The organism is Leptolyngbya sp. AN02str (assembly GCF_050565595.1).
Taxonomy (GTDB): Bacteria; Cyanobacteriota; Cyanobacteriia; order Elainellales; family Elainellaceae; genus Kaiparowitsia.
In genome coordinates this window covers 1-4,934 of sequence record NZ_JBNXVR010000082.1, presented here as the reverse complement: position 1 = coordinate 4,934, position 4,934 = coordinate 1, and the positions used below count along the sequence as shown (strand labels likewise).

The window sequence follows — 4,934 nt, the reverse complement described above, 5'->3', positions numbered from 1 at the left end:
TCAGGCGGTTGAGCAAGGATTATGAGGTGTATTCAGAGGTCAGTGAAGCGATGATTTATGGCTCCTTACTGCGGCTGATGCTTCGAAGATTAGGAGCTTAAGATTTCATTCATAAATCAGCTCTTAAGGTTTGAAGCAGGAAGGGGACTCTATACTGAAAGTACAATAGTTTCGCTCACTTTCATTAACAAAGAGAGCCAACATGTTTAATGGCTCAAAACCTAGATTTCTCATCTTCTTGCTCTATGTGAGAAGGGTAAACAAACAAATAATCTGGACAGTGCTTTGCCTGCTCTGTTAAAACAAGTGTTGGTTGAACAGCACATTTAAGATGAGTATTATTTGAAAAAAACCGACACGTTCTACAAGGAGTCGAGCATTTTACTTTGCGCTTTTTGCGAGAACCAGATAAAACAGCAAGCGAAAAAATAACGAAGATGCATACAAAAGCAGAACCACTGATTGCGTCATCAGGAGAAGCTGAAGTTGACTCATTTTTACTCGTACTGCTTGGAGAATCAGTTTGAGTTGAAATTAGTAATTGTAAGGGTCGAGCAACAAAAGCGCGATGTATCATGGGTTTGGGTTTTGCTTACTAGACAACAAATTATGAGAAATTAAATCCCGTTCTAGTGCAATCGCAACCGCTTCTCTGCGATCATGTGCTTCTAATTTATGCAGAATTGTATGAATATGAACCTTAACTGTTCCAGGCGTAATGTAGAGCGTTGTAGCGATCTCCTGGTTTGTTTTATGAGCAGCAACTAGCGCTAAAACTTCCTGTTCTCTTTGAGTTAGTGGATTGGTTGATTCAACCTCTATTTCAAGCTCATTAGTGATAGGGCGATCGCCCTCAAATATCGCCTGTATCTCTGTCGTAGCGGTTTGATCCCACCATGAGGCTCCTGCTACAACGGAGCGAATTGCCAAAATTAGTAAGTCAGCCTCTATCCCTTTTAAGCAATACCCTTGCACGCCAACTTCTATTAATTGAGCAATAACAGAATACTGAGAGTGAGAGGTCAACACCAAAATAGGTAACTCAGGACGGTGTTGATGAATCTGACGGCAAGCTTCAATCCCCCCCATTCCAGGTAAGCCAATATCCAACAAAACAATGTCTAGGGGTAGACGGCTAGACAGATCGACAGCCATTTCACCGTCTTCGGCTTCAGCGAGCACTTCAAACCCATCCTCTTGTTGTAATCGAATTCGGAGTCCCAAACGAAACAGTTCATCGTCTTCAACGAGAAGAATTCGGATTGGAATTAAAGACATCTTTCGTTAAATTATCAAACTGCAATGGAAAAACGGGCAAACGAAAACTGAAAATTGCCCCTTTAGTTACCCGATTTTCTGCCCATATCTTTCCTCCATGAGCCTCAATAATCTGCCGAGTTAGGTATAACCCCAATCCAGATCCTTTAACTTGACGGCTACCATCACCCTGATAAAACCGCTCAAACAATTGAGGTAACTCTCTTGCTGCAATTCCATCTCCAGCATCAATAATTTTGACAATGTGGTAACGCGGGTGAGGTTCCAAAACAATTTCAACTAAGCTTCCTCGAAGAGAATAATTGATGGCATTGATAATCAAGTTGGTAAAAACTCGGCGGAGTTGAAATATGTCCCCTTTGACCCAAAATGCTCGACGAAACTCCGATGATTCATAAGCCAGACGTAAGTAGACTTGTCGCGTCGCTGCCAATTCCCTCAAGGGCATCATGGCTTCTTCAGCCAGCGTAACTAGGTCTATTAGCTCTAACCTTAACTGTAACCCCTGAATGTCATTGCGATAAACATCAAGCAGGGTTTCCACCAGTTCTAGAGAGGTATGATGACTTCGCGCCATTGTAGCTAATACCTTCTGCTGCATTCCCGTGACTGTTCCAAATGTTCCGTGTTGAAATGCTTTGATTGTCTCGATCGCGCCCAGTAGAGGTGTCTTTAAATCATGGGTCAATGTTGAAACAAAGTCTTCGCGAACCCTGGATAGGATTTCTTGGGCATGAAGCTTTGCCTCTTGTTGAACAATTTCCTCTGCGTAGCGACGATTGCGATCGCTTAAAAAGCCTGTCACCACCAATGCTAAAACGGCAACTAATCGGCTAGTAACGGTTGCTGCATTGACTTCATGTAGACCAGGAATCCAAATATTCAAAATCGTGAGAAATGCAGCGACTGAGATGATAATCAACGTGATTCGACGATCTAACCAGGCACTCGCTAACAAAATTGACCCAATATACAAATATCCAAAAATATAATCGGGAGATGTTGAAAATTCCAATACAAAAACAATTACAGATATCCCCACAATCAACCAGAGTTGACTGAGATAAAAATGCTTAAAAAAGTGAGTAGAAAGATGGAATATCATCGTGGTAGTAAAATAACTTAAATTACCTTTGCAAACAAAGTTATTTGTGCAAATCTGTACGGAGCCAGGACAGCGAAGCTCTTTCAAGAACTGCTCTTAGCTGGAGTCTGTTCAAAAGTTGTGTATTAACTTGAGCCTTGAATCAAATCAACGCTCAAACCCACCAAATGGGTTGAAAGCTAATTCCTAAAGCATTTCTAGTCAGCTTTAAGTGGCTTTAGCTTTTAGGGCTTTTAGCCTGCCCACTTTCGTTTCACCTCGCGAACTCTTGAGTTACGACATAGGAAAATTTACAAACTCTTTAGCTGTTCATTAGCCGTTTGCCAATGAGTTGATTTCACCATGATTCAAATCCTATTTTTCTCCTCTCCCCTTCACTCTACTCTTTCAGAGAGATTTGGTTGGAGTTTAGTCCTGATTTATACCCTTAATTAACGATCGATATATATCTGCTTATTTCAATTATAAACTTGAGAATATACCTGCACTCCATCTCTTGATAGTTTAAGTTTGTTGGCAACAATGTAACTATCAGCTTGTATTCAAATATTTTTTATCAAAGATAAAAGCAAAGTCAACGTGATCTAAAAGCTTAATTGAAAGTCTGTTTTGAGCTTTTAGTACCACTTAACTTATGAGGTTTTGCACTGGTTGACTGACAAATCTTCAACTTGCCTCATAGCTAAAGTCCTCTCAAGAGGATTGTCTCAGAACTTCAGTCCATTTGAATAGACTTCTGCTGTTAGCCCAGAAATCAATTTCTGAGCGGCGAGAAACTCTTCAACAGGTAAGAGTGATTTGTCCTTATTCAATAGCATACGTGTAAAACGTTTAAGCACTTCTATACCATTTCTATACCCTCAACTTATACCTACTACTCTGTAAAAATTAAAAGAAAATTTACATAATAAGATATAAGTTTCAATCTCAAATTAGTCAAGAAAACCGCTAGCCATGGTTGAGAATAAAGTTTCCAGAGAGCCTGGTTTAGTTTCAGTGAACATTCTCACTAACAGTTGTCATTGTGGAATTGCACTCTCACAAATCGTGGTGCCAGAAAATTGCACTGTGCTGGGAGTGTTAAGGGGAGATCAGATTATCTTGTTCAATGATGATCCAATTGTTCAGTTCGGCGACTATGTGTTAGCACTTGCACTTCATCCTGCATTGCTTCCAGCCCTTAAAGTTGCTTTGAAGAAAACTCACCGAGTGTGTTATTCACTCAACGAGTGTACTGTTGGTCTATCAGATAAAAGTGACGAGAGACAGACTAAAAAACCGCCCTTCTTCTCAAGAAATTCTCGTAACTCGAGGTTGCAGGAGAACAGCTGGTTGACTGACAAATCTCAGGTGACAAATCGGTAAGAATGGACTGTAAACTCCCGATTAGACTGCTGTTGAGCTTGCTTTTTGGATGCAATAGCGGGAGCAGGATCGCGTCCACCTTGCAACTCAATTGAGGAAAACAATGCCCAGTCTTTGTGCAGGCAACCCTTGAGCCAATTCCAGCCAATGCGAAAATAGCTGTTGCCCCGCTCTCAATGTGCATCAAAACACCGCCGCTTACCCGACGCGACAACTTGCTGCCCCTGTACACTCAACAGCAGTGTAGTCACCGCAAGTACTAGGCAAAGGCAAGAGAGGGCTGGAACAGAACGAATCTCAGAGCGTTCCAGTTGAAACCCATTAAACTTTTCATCAAGCAGTTCCTCTTCAATGCGGCAGCCAGGATACCCCCTATAAACACAAAAGGATTGCAACCTCCCACGCTGAGCCTTGAGGGGTTGCTGCGAGTAGTAGAGGTAGTTGCTAGAATCCAAGCAAGTCAAGCATTAGCCGAACAGGAAGGTACACTATGCTTGAGCCAGTCGAGCCCCCCCCCCCCGCCCATCAGTTCAATAGTTCCATCTTTGTGGGCAACCCTGCCTCCCAGCAACCGCAAACGCCTGGTCTGGATCCTGGGACAAATGCTGGAGAGCCAGATAGCACTTGTAGCCAGGGAGGAGCAGGGCAATGAACCACAAGGATGAGTCTATGAAATGGCGCTCTGAGAAGATTCAGGCTCACCATTTAGAGCGACTAGCTGTGGTGTATGTGCGGCAGTCAACGTTACAACAAGTTCTAGATCATCAAGAGTCTACGCGACTTCAGTATGGCTTAGTGCATCGAGCGGAAGCATTTGGCTGGAGCCAGGAACGAGTCCTGACGATTGATGATGACCTGGGTAAATCAGGGAGTAGTGTGGAAGGGCGAGTCGGTTTTCAGCGCTTGGTGACGGAAGCTGGGCTAAGCCACGTTGGGTTGATATTAGGGGTAGAAATGTCGCGATTGGCGCGATCCTCAAAAGATTGGCATCAATTGGCTGTACGGCAAAACTAACCTACTTCGTGCCCTAGAAATTTGGGTTATGGCGATCGCTATTTCGGGTTTGCTGAAAAAAGCAGCAAAGGTTTACAGTGCCTAGTTTTCAAGCGAGATCAAGTCTGCTAAAGTGCAAAGAAAAAGTGTAAAACCTCTCAAAAACCTTGCACGAGCTTGCCGATGTACCGCC

General features: G+C 42.9%; 3 protein-coding genes. 1 reads left to right on the top strand and 2 read right to left on the bottom strand.

Going from position 1 to position 4,934, the window contains the following annotated elements:
• Positions 1-573 precede the first annotated feature (573 nt).
• A complete protein-coding gene (locus tag ACQ4M4_RS28620; RefSeq protein WP_430687874.1) occupies positions 574-1,278 on the bottom strand; it encodes a response regulator in 705 nt (234 codons plus the stop codon).
• Positions 1,244-2,470, bottom strand: a complete 1,227-nt coding sequence (locus ACQ4M4_RS28615) for a sensor histidine kinase (protein ID WP_430687873.1) — start codon at positions 2,468-2,470, stop codon at positions 1,244-1,246. The genes ACQ4M4_RS28620 and ACQ4M4_RS28615 overlap by 35 nt, the downstream gene beginning before the upstream one ends.
• Positions 2,471-4,417: 1,947 nt before the next feature.
• On the opposite strand from ACQ4M4_RS28615, the gene ACQ4M4_RS28610 reads away from it, so the two are divergent.
• Entirely contained in the window at positions 4,418-4,762 is a 345-nt protein-coding gene (locus tag ACQ4M4_RS28610; RefSeq protein WP_430687872.1) for a recombinase family protein, read from the top strand.
• Positions 4,763-4,934: the final 172 nt, after the last annotated feature.

Bases quoted from the DNA above. Each gene is read 5' to 3' on its own strand.
- ACQ4M4_RS28620 (WP_430687874.1), bottom strand. From the start codon at position 1,278: ATGTCTTTAATTCCAATCCGAATTCTTCTCGTTGAAGACGATGAACTG.
- ACQ4M4_RS28610 (WP_430687872.1), top strand. From the start codon at position 4,418: ATGAAATGGCGCTCTGAGAAGATTCAGGCTCACCATTTAGAGCGACTA.